Source organism: Kitasatospora sp. NPDC088861 (genome assembly GCF_044750105.1).
Lineage (GTDB): Bacteria > Actinomycetota > Actinomycetes > Streptomycetales > Streptomycetaceae > Kitasatospora.
Window position 1 is genome coordinate 444,957 of sequence record NZ_JBIVJF010000002.1, and the last position, 13,091, is coordinate 458,047.

Sequence of the window (13,091 nt, forward strand, 5' to 3'; positions counted from 1 at the left end):
TACCGCTGTTGTCATGATGACCACGCTGCTGGCCTCCGCCGCAGCACTCAGCGTCCCCGCCGCCGCCCAGGCCGCATCCACCGCCGCGCGCCAGGCCGCGCCCGCCACTGCCCAGGCACAGCAGGCGAGTTCGGGCGCGTCGCTGGCCGGCGGGTGTAACGCCATCGCCACCGGCGGCGGCCAGGTCATCGGAACCTGTACGGACATCAGCCCCCTGCAGATCTGGCGCGTGCAGGCGCAGTGCCAGTACTACGTCAACCACACCGGCCCGTACATGCGCATGGCGATCGGCGGAGCCGTCGTCGGCAGCGGGATGAGCACCGCCATGTGCAACTTCGGCGACACCGTCATGTTCCCGCAGGTCGTCTTCCTCGGGACGGTGCCGCCGCCGGTCTCCGGGCCGCAGGGGCAGATCAGCGGCTACGCGAGCAAGTGCATCGACGTCCAGGGCGGTGAGAACAAGAACGGCACCGCGGTCCAGATCTACGACTGCAACGGCACGAACGCCCAGAAGTGGACCGTCGGAGTGGACGGGACACTGCGCGCCCTCGGCAAGTGCATGGACGTGCAGGGCGGCAACACCGCCAACCACACCATGGTCCAGCTCTACGACTGCAACGGCAGCGGCGCCCAGCAGTGGAAGGCCCAGTCCGACGGCTCGCTGCTCAACCCGCAGTCCGGCCGCTGCCTGGACGACCTGGGCTTCGCCACCAACAACGGCAACCAGCTCGGCATCTGGGACTGCAACGGCGCCGACAACCAGAAGTGGAACCTCCCGCACTGATCCCCCCCGCATGACCGGGCCGGCCGTGAGCGCCCCCCACGGCCGGCCCGACGGGGCCCCTCGAATCCCACCTCCGGAGCCACGGGGTCCGGAAGCTGGATTCCCGCTGACAGCTCGGCTGCTGGTGGCCGGTGGTCCCGTTGTGCGGCATACCGCACAACGGGACCACCTCTTGTCGGCCACAAATAGTCTCGCCTATAAGCCAGTTGCCCACGCTGGCGACGGGGGTGTCATACCCCGACCTGGAGGTCGACACCTTTCCGAAGGAGAGAGAAGCACGCGTTCGATTGAGCCCGTGTGGGCACCATGGCGGCTTCCGAAGACCCGGATGTCTCCCCAGAGATCACGCCATGGGCCCGAATCCGGGCCCATGACTGACCGAGCACCAGAACTAGCGGGATACGACGGCATGCCCCAAGGTCAACCGGGCGTTCCCGTCGACCAAGGACCACGCGAACGTGGCACACGGGACGAAGGAGCAGCACCAGAAAGTCCTGGCCTCCACCGACGACGGCATCCCCCCAACTGCCGGGAGGGCCGGAAGCCGTCGCCCAGGTAGCGAGCCGACCAAGATCCCCCTGATGCCGACAACCCCCACCCGGAGGCGCGAGGCGGAAACGGCCTGCGGGCCGGGGAGCCGGGCCTGGAGCGATCCCCGCGAGCGCGGGGCCGACATCGACAGCGGGGCCCTGGCCCCTGGCGACCCGGAGCGATCCCCGCGAGCGCGGGGCCGACGTGTCGCCCGACTCCCACCCGACCAACTCGCCGGAGCGATCCCCGCGAGCGCGGGGCCGACGCGCGGTCTGTCAGACCGAACCCCGCGGGCCAGGAGCGATCCCCGCGAGCGCGGGGCCGACAAGATGGCCCCGGGCGGCCGGCCCAAGAGCGTGGAGCGATCCCCGCGAGCGCGGGGCCGACGGGGTCGTGCCTAGCTGGGCTTGGATCTTCCCGGAGCGATCCCCGCGAGCGCGAGGCCGACACTTCCTGACCTGCGGCGATTCGTGTCAGGGACCGTCAGTTGATTCAGTTCGATTAGGCAGGCGGCGCGTGACGGACTTCATGCCTCTTCCTCTCGACGAGACCAGCTTCCGGTGGTCACCGGTGTGATGGGCTGGTCTCCCGAACCATCCCCGCGAGCGCGGGGCCGAGCTCTCCCAAGCCGTCCCCTTGGCCTTGTTCGGGGAACAATCCCCGCGTGTGCGGGGCCGACACCGCGGCCTTCGCCTTGATGGTGCCGAAGGTGGAGTAATCCCCGCGACAGTGGGGCCGACCCGTGCCACTGAACCGGCACTGATGCTAGCGGAGAGCAACCCCCGCGAGCGCGAGGCCGACTGCTGCTGAACGAGGAGGCGCGCCGCGTCACAGTTCTGCAGATCATCAGCCTCTCCTGACCGGCTGCGCAGCCGTGTCCTGGCCTACGCAGGGAGGGCTTGGGTGGACGCGTCCCCGAAGCAATGACGTGCGGCGTGGTCTGTACCAATGATTGCAGCGGCCATTGCCGATCTGGCTCGCCACTGCGCCTGGCGGCGCCCAATCACCGTGTGGCCGCGATTGCATCTCCACAGGTCAGGGTGCCTGTCGAGGCGTCGCCGTCAGTGCGCGCCGTGCACTCACTCAGGCGGGTGAACCCCAGGTCACAACCTGGTCATGTCGATTGCGAGAATCGCAACGCGACTGTACGGTCGCAGCATGGATGCCGGACTGATTGAACGCGTGCGTCAGGTCATCGGCTCAACGGGTGAGACCCAGGCCGTCATGGCGGAGCGCATTGGAATCTCCCCAGACAAGCTGTCGAAGTCTCTTGGCGGGAAACGCCGCTTCACCTCCCTCGAACTAGCGCTGATCGCCGATTTCGGCGGCAGAACCGTTGACTGGCTGCTGCGCGGCGTCGAGCCGCGCTCGGCGCTCGGCGCCGCCGCGCGGAAGGCGGGCGCCTGCGAGCACACCACCGACGAAGTGCGCACACTCCTGGGCCGGTACGAGCAGGTGATCGACGCCTTGGCGCGGATCGGGAGTGACCTGCCGAGGCGCGCCCACAACCGCCCAGAGGGAATCGACGGCACACAGCTCGCCCAGGCCGCCCTGGAAGCAGTGGGAACCGACCCCTGGACCCTCTCGACCCAGAACCTCGCCTCAAGTTTCGAGCAGGCCTTCGGCGTGGAGATCGCGGGCGTCGATCTTCCCGACAAGCTGGACGGCCTGTCCTGGTCGACCGACAGCTTCGACCTCATCCTCGTTGCCAAAACCAATGTGTGGACACGCCAGCGGTTCACCCTTGCCCACGAACTCGGCCATATCCTCGCCGGCGACGCGCATGACGAGGCAGTCGTCGAGAAGGTGCAACCGGGCCGGTCGACCACTGCGATGGAAGTGCAGGCGAACGCGTTCGCCGCGGAGTTCCTGATGCCGCGTACCACTGTTCTGGCCGACGCCCGGGACCGAACGGCCGGCGGTGACCTGGTGGCGGAGCTGGCCTGGAAGTACCGCGTGTCGCCGAGCGCGATGGCAACCCGGTTGAAGGTGTTGGGAGTCCTGACTGCCGATCAGCGCAGGCAGTGGGGAGCGATGTTGACAGCCGACGGCGCCAGGATCGCCGGCGCCGCGGGGGCCCTGGAGCAGCACATGGTCAACACCGAGCGCAGCCAACGTGGTTGGCATCCTCGACGACTAACAGAGCTGGCAATCAAGGCTTATGCTTCGGGTGATACGACAGTCCGGCCGCTGGCAGCCCTCCTGGACCTCGACCCGGACGTGCTCCTGGACCTCCTGGAGCCCGCCCAGCTCGAGCCTGAGCAGCAGCAGGCGGCACCGTCCGATCCCGGAACGGAGCTCGCGTTCAGCCCATGATCATCTGCTTTCCCGACAACACGGTCCTGTGCAACTTCGCGTCCGTCTCCAGGCTCGACATCCTGGAAAACGTACTGAGCGGCCGGGGTCGATGGACGGAAGCAGTGGCGTACGAAGCCAAGCGATCATCTCGATTTCTGCCGGCCCTGGACCCACCTGACGTCTCCCGCTGGCTGGGGGATCCGATCGAAGTCGACGACCCCGAGGCCGTGGAGCGGATTCGACAGGGTGTGTTCTTCGGCAGCCCGTCGGATCCGCTCAAGCATCTCGGGGAGTCCGAGACCCTGCACGTCATCAGCACCCGGGTGGAGTTCAAAGAGGCCACGTGGATCAGCGACGACAAGGCGTCGCTGGACCTCGCGCGGCACAGAGGGATCCCGACGATGCGGACCAAGGACGTGATGGCGGTGGCGTGCGTCGGGTTCATCGTCTCGAAGCAGGAGGGGTTCGCCCTTCTCCAGCGAATGGTGACGAACGGTCGGTCCATACGCTTGCCCGCCACCGCAGATGATCTGATGCGCTGAACACGCCGCTGCGCCCCACCTCGAGTCTCCGGGGTGGGGCGCAGCGGTGTCCGGCGTCGCCACGCCGAACACCCCGATCGGATCGCACGACAGTGGCTTCTTGAAGCCCTCGCAGGTGCGGGGCCGGTTGGGCCGCCGAGATCACCGGCCGGGGGATGCCAAGGCGCAATCCCCGCGCGCGGGGCCGACCAGGTTGCGATCATGCCCGCCGAGACGACGTCGGAGCAATCCCCGCGTGTGCGGGGCCGATCTGAGCGCGGCGGCGTCCGCCGCGAGCGACTGGGAGCAATCCCCGCGTGTGCGGGGCCGATTCTACGGCGACGGCCTGTACCGGATCGTGCGCGGAGCAATCCCCGCGTGTGCGGGGCCGATACTTTCTGACCTGCGGTGATTAGCGACTGAGGGGCTTGATTGATTCAGTTCGATTGGTAGAGGTCCCGTCGAACAGCCGATGTGCTGTTGTCATTTCTTCTTGTCCCAGGGCTGGTTGTCAGTGTCGTGGCCTGACTCCGCGAAGCGTACCCGCGCGTGGAGATTGAGACGATGATTGAGGACTGCTGGCATCGGTACCTGTCCGAGGTCAGGGGCTGGCTGGGTGCGCTGTGGGGTAAGTCCGCCGGGTGGGTTGGGGATCTGCCACGGATCAGTCCCCACAAATGTGGCGCCAACAGCGTGAGTTCGGCGATGGCGATGTGCCCCGCAGAGCAATCCCCGCGAGCGCGGGGCCGACGGAATGCGCTCCCACAGAGCTTCATCCGGGATGGAGTAATCCCCGCGAGCGCGGGGCCGATCGCATCGGCAAGTACCGGACGTTCAAGGAGATGGAGCGATCCCCGCGAGCGCGGGGCCGATTTCGACGGTCACGAGAGCGGCCGGCGGTGCGGGGAGCGATCCCCGCGAGCGCGGGGCCGATACTTCCTGACCTGCGGTGATTAGCGGCTGAGGGGCTTGATTGGCTCAGTTCGATCGGTAGAAGTCCCGTCGAACAGCCGATGCGTTGTTGCCATCTTTCCTTGCCCCAGGGCTGATTGTCAGTGTCGTGGCCTGACTCCCCGAAGCGTACCCGCACGTGGAGATTGAGACGATGATTGAGGACCGCTGGCAGCGGTACCTGCCCGAGGTCAGGGGCTGGCTGGGTGCGCTGTGGAGTAAGTCCGCCGGGCGGGTTGGGGATCTGCCGCGGAGCAGCCCACGCAAGTGTGTTGCCAGCAGCGTGAGTTCGGCGATGGCAATGTGCGGAACAATCCCTGCGAGCGCTGGGCCGACGAGACTGTGAGCAGCTGGGCCCGGGTCAGGTCGGAGCAATCCCCGCGGGCGCGGGGCCGGTATGGCGTAGGTGGCGCTCAGAGTGTGCTCCCGGTTGGTCCCTTCGGGCTGCGGTGGGTCAAGCCTGTCGAACGGATGCTCTATAAGTGGCGGCATATCGGTACAGACTTTTGATCATGATCCGGTCAGCATCAAGGGGTGCCTGCCCCGTACCAACCCGACGAACAGCAGATCCGCGACCGGCGAGACGTCGGGGCCCGGATTCTCTCGCTCAGGCGACAGGCGGACCCCATGCAGGAGCGGCTTGGGGAGCGCGCCGGACTTGACCGGCGCACGATTGGGCGGATCGAGAACGGCCTCGCACCTGCGACGCTCGACCAACTCGGCGCCATCGCGCGGGCAATCGGCGTGCCACTCTGGCGCCTGGTCCGCGACGAGTAGCCCTGGCCGGCCATCGGGCCGGTCAGGGCCTTGACCTGCTGCTACTCGTCTCGAAGCGGCTCCATGACGAACCCGAGCCGCGGGGGTACAGTCTCGCCGTCGGGACGTTCGAGCAATGGCCCGAAAGCTTCGAAGTCCTGCTGCCGGTAGCACGCGACCAGGTCTGCGTACCGCGGATCGATCCACTCCATCGGATGCCTCCTACTCGTGTGCCGGCAGCCTACGCGTTCCGAGTCCGCTATTCAGCGGGCTTGGTGCAGGGCTTCTCCGGTTTCTTCATCGGCCTGATTGAACAGCTGGGCGAGTGCTGACAGCTCGCCGCTACGGTCACCAGGCTGTCGTCCGTCGGCGGCCGCCACAGTTCCTGGTCGACCTCGAAGCCCGCCTCCCGGATGGCAGCTTGGGTCTGCTCCATGATGTCCTGGTCGAAGTTGCCCGGGTCGAATCCCGGGCTGTGGTGCACGAACCGGCCCTCGCGCTCGCACAACTCGGCGTACGCCTCGGTGTGGACGAGGAACGCGTGCCAGCCCTCGTCCACGATCCTGGACGGCGCCATGGCCAGGTGCGGGCGGCGGGCGCCCACAACCACGAACGCGATGGCTTCCCGGGTGATCCGGGTGGCCATCGCGACGTCCATGCCCTCGTTGTTGGAGAGCACGGTGGAGATGACGGAGTCGAACGTCGCCGCGCTCACGAACTGGTCCGGAGCGGTCGGGGGCGGCGCCAGCGCCGGGGTGGTTCGGGAATGATCATGGTAGTGCTCCTCTCGGTGTGTCGAGTGGTGCAACCTCCTGGGCCGACGTCGTCGTCAGGCCCGGGAGGGGACGGAGGGTTGATCAGGGCGTTTCGACCTGATCGCGAGGGGCTGGTTCGGGCCACCGGTGGGAGATCCGCTCGGCAGGTTGCGAACGCAGGGGCACCCCGACGGGTCGCAGAGGCATACCAGCACCCGAGCACCGCACTCGTCCCGCAGGCCGTCGGGACACCCGTGGTGGGCGTCGAGTTGACACTCTGCGCTGACGTAGTGCCCGGCCCGGGCTGTGTCCAGAGTGATGACGATGCCGGACGGGACGTCCGGTCTGGCGATCATTGCGGCTCCTCCAGTTCGGCCCAAACGACCACCGCGCCAGTTGCGTCCGTGGATCCCCATGAGGTGCAGGACTGCACGATGGCCAGGACATCAGCCCAGCGTTCGACTGATTCGTCGACAGACGCGGGGACGCTCAGGCGCACTACTCCAGCGTTGGGGCGCGTAACGCGTACGTGGGCGCCTGTGGCCTGACCGAGCGCAGCCTTCACGGCTCCTGCGCACATGCCGATCTGCACCGATCCCTCAGTACATGTAAGGATTAGGGCTACACATACAGTAGAGCCTGGCCGCATACTCTGTCACCCACCGAGCACGGAACGTAGGAGGACATGCATGGCAGGCGACGCCGAATCCCCCTACCTCCGCATCGCAGACCACATCCGCGAACGGATCCTCACCGGCCAGCTCGCAGCCGGAGCCCAGTTGCCGTCTCTCGCTGCACTGCGTGAGGAATTCGGCTACTCCCACGGCGTCGGCCAGAACGCCTACCGGCTACTCGAATCCGAGGGCCTGGTCGTCGCCCGCCATGGCCGCGGCTACTACGTCCGCAGCCAGGAACCGCCCACCGTCCTGGTGCGCCGTCAACGCGTACCCCGCGGCGACGGCAGCCCGACGGAGGCCACCCTCGCCAGACAGGGTGTCGCCGGTACTTGGCGGCACGAATCTCAGCCTCGTGCCGCCGAGGCCCGCATCGCGGCCCGGCTGGAAATCCAGCCCGGCGATCCGGTGATGCACACGACCTACGTGTACCTGGCCGACGGAGACCCGGTGCAGCTCGCAGAGAGCTGGGAACCGATGGCCACCACTGGCGGCAGCTTGGTTGTCCTGCCCGAGGCCGGTCCACACGCTGGTATCGGCGTCGCCGACCGCATGGCGATCCTCGGCATCGACGTGGGCGTGCCCGTTGAGCGCGTGAGTGCCAGGGCTGCCACGCGACCTGAGGCTCAGACCCTCGGCGTTGCACCCGCTGTCCCGGTGATGGCAATTGAACGGACCTACTACGACCAGGCCACCGGGCGCCCAGTTGAGACCGCAGACATCGTGCTCACCTCGCGCTGGGTTGCTGAGTACGGGCGCGCCCCACGTTCCTGACCTGAATGGTCCGATGCCGGTCGTACGGTGGCGGCATGGCCGGTACGTCGACGGACGGTCCTGGTATGAGCCGGACGCGGACGGCGTGTGGCAGTGGACGCACGACACCCCGTAACGACGAAGCGCCCCCGCCCGGCCGAAGCCGAGCGGGGGCGGAGCGATCCCCGCGGGCGCGGGGCCGATAAGGAGCGCAAGGCCCGATACCGGCCGGCGGAGGAGCAATCCCCGCGAGCGCGGGGCCGACTGGGCCGTGCTGTTCCCCGGCGAGCCGGTGCTGGAGCAATCCCCGCATGTGCGGGGCCAACCCGTACAAGGTGGAGCAGGACATCGAGCGGCGGGAGCAATCCCCGCGTGTGCGGGGCCGATGGAGTTGGAGCCACCCACCATCGCGACCGATGGGAGCGATCCCCGCGAGCGCGGGGCCGATGCGTGGAAGTCCGCCCACGCGATATCCGAGCGGGAGCAATCCCCGCGGGCGCGGGGCCGATTTTGCGTGGATGCAGCGCGAGATGCAGCGGGAGGAGCAATCCCCGCGGGCGCGGGGCCGATTCGGTGCCGTGGCCTTCGCCCTTGCACGGGCAGGAGCAATCCCCGCGGGCGCGGGGCCGATCACGGACCTGCTCGGCGGGTGGGGGCTCGGGCAGAGCAATCCCCGCGGGCGCGGGGCCGATGGTCCGATGATGGCGGACAGCTCGGTGCGGAGGGAGCAATCCCCGCGGGCGCGGGGCCGATGCGGCAGAACGGAACTCGATCATGAACCCCGAGGAGCAATCCCCGCGGGCGCGGGGCCGATGCCCCGCCTGGATCTGCCCGCACGCTGCCCCGGGAGCAATCCCCGCGGGCGCGGGGCCGATCTGACGGCAGCCGCCGTGCTGGAGGCCCACCCGGAGCAATCCCTGCGGGCGCGGGGCCGATGCTTTTTGACCTGGGGTGATTATCGGTCGAGGGGCCTGATTGGTTCAGTTCGATTGGTGGAGGATCCGTCGAACGGCCGATGTGTTGTTGCCATCTTTCATTGCCTCAGGGGTGGTTGTCGGTGTCGTGGCCTGAGTTCTCGAAGCGTACTCGCACGTGGAGGTTGAGGACCGTCGGCAGTGATACCCGTCCGAGGTCAGGGGCAGCCTGTTGCTGTCGTAGATGCTGGACGCTGGGGCAGTGGCCGAGATTATTCGGGGCCGCTGCCTGCCGATGGTGACGAGGCGGCGCCCGAATGGTCTTGCGGGGCCAGGTCTGTTCGCCTGGTTGTGCGGGATGCGTGGCTGAGGAGGTTGTCCGCCGGGTGGTGTTCATGTGGGACAGGTGCGCGGCGGGTGCTGCTGGGCGAAGCGAAGTGGGGCGGGGCAGGTCGCCGGTTGCCACGGTGAGTGTTGCTGGCCTTGGGGTAGTCGGCCCCGGGCATGGGGAAGGTCGTAGAGCTTCAGCGCCGCCGCAGTGAGGCCTGGAAGTCGGCGCGTGGGAGCACGGCTATCAGGGGGAGTTGCCACTTACCGCGGTGGAGACCGTTCTGGTGTGTGGAGTTGGTCCTCGACGGGGTGCGTCGGATGGGCGGGCCCGGACCGAGCAGGTGATGTGCTCGGCCCCCACCGGCGCTGGGCGGGTGGGGGCCTGCCGGCGTCAGTGCAGCAGTAGCCGCAGGCTGAGCAGCCCGCGGTGCCTCGGGTTGTCCTGCCACTGCGCGGTCTCGGCCGGTTCGGCCAGGCGCAGGGCGGGGAAGCGGCGCAGCAGTTCGGTGAACGCTACCTCGGCCTGGAGGCGGCCGAGTTGTGCGCCGAGGCAGTGGTGGATGCCGTGGCCGAACGCGAGGTGTCGGGTGGCGTCCGGGCGGGTGATGTCGAAGCGGTCGGGGTCGGTGAAGACGGCCGGGTCGCGGTTGGCGGCGAGCAGGGCGATCTGGACGAACTCGCCGGCCGGGATCGTGGTGCCCGCGATGGTCACCGGCTCGGTCGTGCGGCGCAGCGAGGCGATGCTGAACGGGCTCTCGTAGCGCAGGACTTCCTCGATCGCGCCGGGAAGCAGTGCCGGATCCGCGCGCAGCGCCGCGAGTTGCTCGGGGTGGCTGAGCAGAGCGTGGATGCCGTTCGCGATCAGGTTGACGGTGGTCTGGTGGCCGGCGATGGCGAGCAGGAACGCCATCGAGGTGATCTCGGCCTCGGTCAGCCGGTCGCCGTCCGCCTGGGCGGCGAGCAGTTCGGAGATCAGGTCGTCGCCCGGGTGGGTGCGCTTGTGGTCGACCAGGGCGCGCAGGTAGTCCGCCATACCTTCGGCGGTCTCCACCGAGACTTCGCCGTCCGCTCCGCCGTCCGCCTCGCCGCCGTCCTCCGGGGCGGCATCGACCGCGTTGCCCCGCACTTGGAGGTTCTCCCGTTCGGCCTGCGGCGCGCCGAACAGCTCGAAGACCACCGCGAGTGGCAGCGGCAGCGCGAACTCGCTGATCAGCTCGATCGAGTCGGGGCCGTCCAGTTGGTCCAGCAGTGCGCCGACGTGGCGCTCGACCATCGGTCGCAGGGTTGCCACCTGCCGCGCGGTGTAAGCCTGTTGGACCAGCTTGCGCAGTCGGGTGTGCTCCGGGGGGTCGGAGTTGAGCATGTGCGACATCAGGTCGCGGCCCGGGCCGCCCTCGGAGTTCCCGATGTGTCGGGCGAACGCCTCGGTGACGGCCTTCTTGCTCAGCCGGGGGTCGGTGAGGGCGGCCCGGCACTCGGCGTGGCCGGTGACGACCCAGCCTTCGAGCCCGGCCGCGCCGCCGAACCGGACCTTGCGGGCGCCGCCCTCGGTGCGCCAGCGGCGGTACGCGGCGTGCGGGTCGGCGTAGAACTGGCCGTCGGCGAGCTCCGGTTCGGCGGCGCTGTGTTCGGTGGCGCTGTGTTCGGTGCGTATGTGATCGGCGTGCATGTGATCAGTGTGTATCGCGTGGCTTCAGGACGCGGACCTCGCTGACGCCGAGCAGGCCGAGCAGCGGCACCTTGGCGGTCCGCTGCTCGGGGTCGACGACCAGGCCGGCCGTACGGATCTGGTCCAGCAGCAGCTCGGCGAGCGGCATCACCATGTGCCGGCCCCAGCAGCGTTCGGAGGAGTGCCCGAACGGCAGGTAGCCGGGAGTGCTGTCCGGGTCGAGGTGGTCCCAGCGCTCCGGGCGGAACTCGTGCGGGTCCTCCCACAGGGCCGGGTCGCGGTGCGAGAGCAGCGGCAGGACGAGGACGTCGTCGCCCGCGCCGATCCGCGGGTCGATCGCGGGGTACTCGGGCGAGGCGCGGCGCAGGATGTTCCAGGACGGCGGCAGCAGGCGCAGCGACTCGAAGATGATGTTCCGGTTCGGCGTGCTGTCGTCGAACGGCGCGCCGAGCCAGAGCGCGTTCGCGACCAGGGTGGAGATGGTGAAGCAGACCGGTGCGGCGGCTCGGCGGTACATGCCGAGCGCGTACCGTCGGTCCTGGTAGTTGGCGGCCTTCGCGGTGAGCTTGCCGAGTTCGGTGAGGTCGTCGCCGGGCTTGGGCCTGCCGGGCAGTGCGGCGCCGGCCGAGATCACCAACCAGGTGAGCAGGGGCGTCAGTTCGAGGTTGCGGCTCATCAGGATCCGCAGCCGGCGCGGGTCCCGGCCGAGGATGAGGTCGCGCAGGAAGAGGTGTCCGGTGAGCGGCCACGGGCCGGACAGGTCGATGTTCGGCGGCAGCGGGGCCTTCAGTGCCTCGCGCACGTCGCTGCCGATCGTCCGCGTCACCGAGGACGCCTCGGTGCGGGTGATCGAACGTCCGTGCAGCGGTTTGAAGGTGGGCCGTTCGATCTCGGTGGCGCGCCGGGCGGCGAGGATCCGGTCGGTGAGCTCGGGCCCGGCGACCCCGATCGTGTCGGGTTCGAGCCGGACGGCGTCCTTGCCCAGATGGTCCCTGAGCAGGGCCTCAAGTCGGGGGGAGAGCACGGTGGTTCGCGAACGGGCGGAGGCGGGGGAGAGTGCCATGTGATGTCTCCGAGACTTTGCCGGGACCGGTCTCCGCCCCCGCCCCGGGCCCGATCTCCCGGCGGAGGCCGCGAGGGGGGCAGGGGCGGGGGCGGATCAGCTGTTCAGGTACCGGAGGTACCGATCAGCCGGCTTAGTACCAGATGTACCAAGCGCTGGCCTTCAGGCTCTTCTTGGCGAAGGACGCGTCACGGATGGCGAACAGGATCTTCATCTTTGGGTCTCCCTTTCGTTACCAGGTGGCTGAGCGAACGTAAGCCGACTCTGCAGTCGCCCTACAGACGTAGACACGCAGCCGGCTCCCCATCGGGTTCACTGTCGGGGGAGGTTCTTGTCGAGAGGCTCGGGGAGGTGGGGGGATTTGCCAGCGGATTTCCTGATTCGCCCCCCGGCTTTCCTGGTTCGCCCCCCCCGGCGGCTGGCGGTGTCAGTCGCCGGAGCAGTCCGCGCACCGTCGCGGGCGCAGTCCGTCGAGGATGATGCCCAGGTAGCGGCGCCAGTCGGTGACCCCGGCCTGCACGACGTGGCAGAGGCCGATGTAGAGCGGTGACACGTCCGCGACGGTCAGGTCCTCTCGCACCGAACCCTCGGCCTGGGCGCGCTTGAGCACCTTGTCGGTGAGTTCGTTGAGTTCGGCGATCGCCGCTGCGTCGAACGTGCTGCCGCCGACCATCGCGGTGACCGTCTCCGCGTAGCCCCGGTCCTGTTCCTGCATGGTTCCGCAGAACTCCAGGGAGCGGGCGAGGCCGTGCCAGGGGTCGGGGTCGGGGAGCACCTCGTTCCTGAGGAAGTCCAGGGTCTGCTGGAACCGGTGCTCCACGATCGCTTCCGCCAGCGATTCCTTGGTCGGGAAGTGGCGGTACACCGTCCCGACGCCCACCCCGGCCCGGCGGGCGATGTCGCCCATCTGTGCGTCCCGCCCGGACTCGGAGAAGGCGGCTCGGGCGGCGTCGAGCACCTTGAGCCGGTTGCGGGCGGCGTCGGAGCGCAGCTTGCCGCCGGTGGGTGTGCTGGAACGGGAAGGGGGAGGGGAAGGGGTGTTTGACAAGGGGAACCGCGCCTCCGTATCGTCGCCATCCGGAACCGTGAGTC

The 13,091-nt window shown here is 68.7% G+C and carries 10 protein-coding genes and 3 CRISPR repeat arrays; of the genes, 5 read left to right on the forward strand and 5 right to left on the reverse strand.

All coding sequences use genetic code 11. The features are described 5' to 3' along the window. Positions 1-13: 13 nt before the first annotated feature. From ACIP37_RS05755 to ACIP37_RS05770, 4 genes are all read left to right on the forward strand, one after another. Positions 14-784, forward strand: coding sequence for a ricin-type beta-trefoil lectin domain protein (locus ACIP37_RS05755; RefSeq protein ID WP_400802970.1), 771 nt, complete (start codon positions 14-16; stop codon positions 782-784). A gap of 645 nt (positions 785-1,429) precedes the next feature. Continuing rightward, a CRISPR array of direct repeats spans positions 1,430-1,763; the repeat unit is 29 nt; unit sequence GGAGCGATCCCCGCGAGCGCGGGGCCGAC. A gap of 710 nt (positions 1,764-2,473) precedes the next feature. Then, positions 2,474-3,631, forward strand: coding sequence for an XRE family transcriptional regulator (locus tag ACIP37_RS05760; protein WP_363588674.1), 1,158 nt, complete (start codon positions 2,474-2,476; stop codon positions 3,629-3,631). Next, a complete protein-coding gene (locus ACIP37_RS05765) occupies positions 3,628-4,155 on the forward strand; it encodes a hypothetical protein (RefSeq protein ID WP_363588672.1) in 528 nt (175 codons plus the stop codon). Before ACIP37_RS05760 ends, ACIP37_RS05765 begins: the two co-directional genes overlap by 4 nt. A 707-nt stretch (positions 4,156-4,862) precedes the next feature. Next, positions 4,863-5,068: direct repeats of the CRISPR family, unit length 23 nt; unit sequence ATCCCCGCGAGCGCGGGGCCGAT. 551 nt (positions 5,069-5,619) lie between these two features. After that, positions 5,620-5,862, forward strand: a complete 243-nt coding sequence (locus ACIP37_RS05770; protein ID WP_363588670.1) for a helix-turn-helix transcriptional regulator — start codon at positions 5,620-5,622, stop codon at positions 5,860-5,862. A gap of 238 nt (positions 5,863-6,100) precedes the next feature. Here the strand turns inward: ACIP37_RS05770 and ACIP37_RS05775 are convergent, their stop codons facing one another. Next, positions 6,101-6,556: a glycine-rich domain-containing protein gene (locus ACIP37_RS05775; RefSeq protein WP_400802965.1), complete on the reverse strand. Its 456-nt coding sequence runs from the start codon at positions 6,554-6,556 to the stop codon at positions 6,101-6,103. Between the two features lie 729 nt (positions 6,557-7,285). On the opposite strand from ACIP37_RS05775, the gene ACIP37_RS05780 reads away from it, so the two are divergent. Next, on the forward strand, positions 7,286-8,044 hold the full coding sequence (locus tag ACIP37_RS05780) for a GntR family transcriptional regulator (protein WP_363588666.1): 759 nt from the start codon (positions 7,286-7,288) through the stop codon (positions 8,042-8,044). A gap of 154 nt (positions 8,045-8,198) precedes the next feature. Beyond that, a CRISPR array of direct repeats spans positions 8,199-8,959; the repeat unit is 29 nt; unit sequence GGAGCAATCCCCGCGGGCGCGGGGCCGAT. A gap of 699 nt (positions 8,960-9,658) precedes the next feature. Here ACIP37_RS05780 and ACIP37_RS05785 read toward each other — a convergent pair. The 4 genes from ACIP37_RS05785 to ACIP37_RS05800 all read right to left on the reverse strand — a co-directional run bounded on the left by ACIP37_RS05785 (position 9,659) and on the right by ACIP37_RS05800 (position 13,047). Continuing rightward, positions 9,659-10,936 carry a cytochrome P450 gene (locus ACIP37_RS05785; protein ID WP_400802961.1) on the reverse strand — a complete coding sequence of 426 codons (1,278 nt, stop codon included), beginning with the start codon at positions 10,934-10,936 and terminating at the stop codon, positions 9,659-9,661. A 4-nt stretch (positions 10,937-10,940) separates the two neighbouring features. Next, positions 10,941-11,999: a cytochrome P450 gene (locus tag ACIP37_RS05790; protein ID WP_363588662.1), complete on the reverse strand. Its 1,059-nt coding sequence runs from the start codon at positions 11,997-11,999 to the stop codon at positions 10,941-10,943. A gap of 133 nt (positions 12,000-12,132) precedes the next feature. Next, positions 12,133-12,213 (reverse strand): tryptorubin family RiPP precursor, encoded by an 81-nt coding sequence (locus ACIP37_RS05795; protein ID WP_224285092.1) that lies wholly within the window; start codon positions 12,211-12,213, stop codon positions 12,133-12,135. A gap of 213 nt (positions 12,214-12,426) precedes the next feature. Next, positions 12,427-13,047 carry a TetR/AcrR family transcriptional regulator gene (locus ACIP37_RS05800; protein ID WP_363588660.1) on the reverse strand — a complete coding sequence of 207 codons (621 nt, stop codon included), beginning with the start codon at positions 13,045-13,047 and terminating at the stop codon, positions 12,427-12,429. Between the last annotated feature and the right edge of the window lie 44 nt (positions 13,048-13,091).

What these genes read in the sequence shown, in the direction of transcription:
- ACIP37_RS05790 (WP_363588662.1), bottom strand. Translation starts at nt 11,999, where the DNA reads ATGGCACTCTCCCCCGCCTCCGCCCGTTCGCGAACCACCGTGCTCTCC.
- ACIP37_RS05765 (WP_363588672.1), top strand. Translation starts at nt 3,628, where the DNA reads ATGATCATCTGCTTTCCCGACAACACGGTCCTGTGCAACTTCGCGTCC.
- ACIP37_RS05780 (WP_363588666.1), top strand. Translation starts at nt 7,286, where the DNA reads ATGGCAGGCGACGCCGAATCCCCCTACCTCCGCATCGCAGACCACATC.
- ACIP37_RS05785 (WP_400802961.1), bottom strand. Translation starts at nt 10,936, where the DNA reads ATGCACGCCGATCACATACGCACCGAACACAGCGCCACCGAACACAGC.
- ACIP37_RS05795 (WP_224285092.1), bottom strand. Translation starts at nt 12,213, where the DNA reads ATGAAGATCCTGTTCGCCATCCGTGACGCGTCCTTCGCCAAGAAGAGC.
- ACIP37_RS05760 (WP_363588674.1), top strand. Translation starts at nt 2,474, where the DNA reads ATGGATGCCGGACTGATTGAACGCGTGCGTCAGGTCATCGGCTCAACG.
- ACIP37_RS05755 (WP_400802970.1), top strand. Translation starts at nt 14, where the DNA reads ATGATGACCACGCTGCTGGCCTCCGCCGCAGCACTCAGCGTCCCCGCC.